The organism is Micromonospora sp. ALFpr18c, from assembly GCF_008868155.1.
GTDB lineage: Bacteria > Actinomycetota > Actinomycetes > Mycobacteriales > Micromonosporaceae > Micromonospora.
Genome location: NZ_WBKR01000514.1, coordinates 1 through 420, shown reverse-complemented (window position 1 = coordinate 420; position 420 = coordinate 1). Strand labels below are relative to the sequence as shown.

Genomic DNA, 420 nt, shown 5'->3' with positions numbered 1-420 from the left:
TGCCTGCTCGACGGCCGTGCCGGGGCGGGTCGCTAGCGTGGCGGGGTGACCACCGATCCGCTCGCCCCGCTGCTCGCGCTCGCCGACATCGCCACGGCCGTCGAGCAGGCACGCGAGCGTTTCGACCAGGCGCTCGGGCACCGTGCGCTGCGTCGCCACGGCGGCCAGGTCGCGGCCGAGGTCAGCCTGCGTTCCGCGGTGGCCAGCGCCGCCCTCGAAGGGGCCGTCCACGAGCGCGAGGAGGTCCGGGCCGGCACCGTCACCGACCCCGTACTCCAAGGGGCACTGCGGGTCGCCGGGGCGTTGCCCGGGCTGAGCGAACTCTGGCCCAAGGCCCCCCGGCAGGCCCTCGCCAAGCTGCACGTCCTCGCCGCCCGCGACATCGTGCCGGAGGCCGAGCTGGGCCGTCCGGTGACCGAC

Annotated in this window: 1 pseudogene; it reads left to right on the top strand. The window is 76.7% G+C overall.

Going from position 1 to position 420, the window contains the following annotated elements:
• Positions 1-45: 45 nt before the first annotated feature.
• A pseudogene (locus F8271_RS31900) lies at positions 46-420 on the top strand (oxidoreductase); the annotation flags it as partial.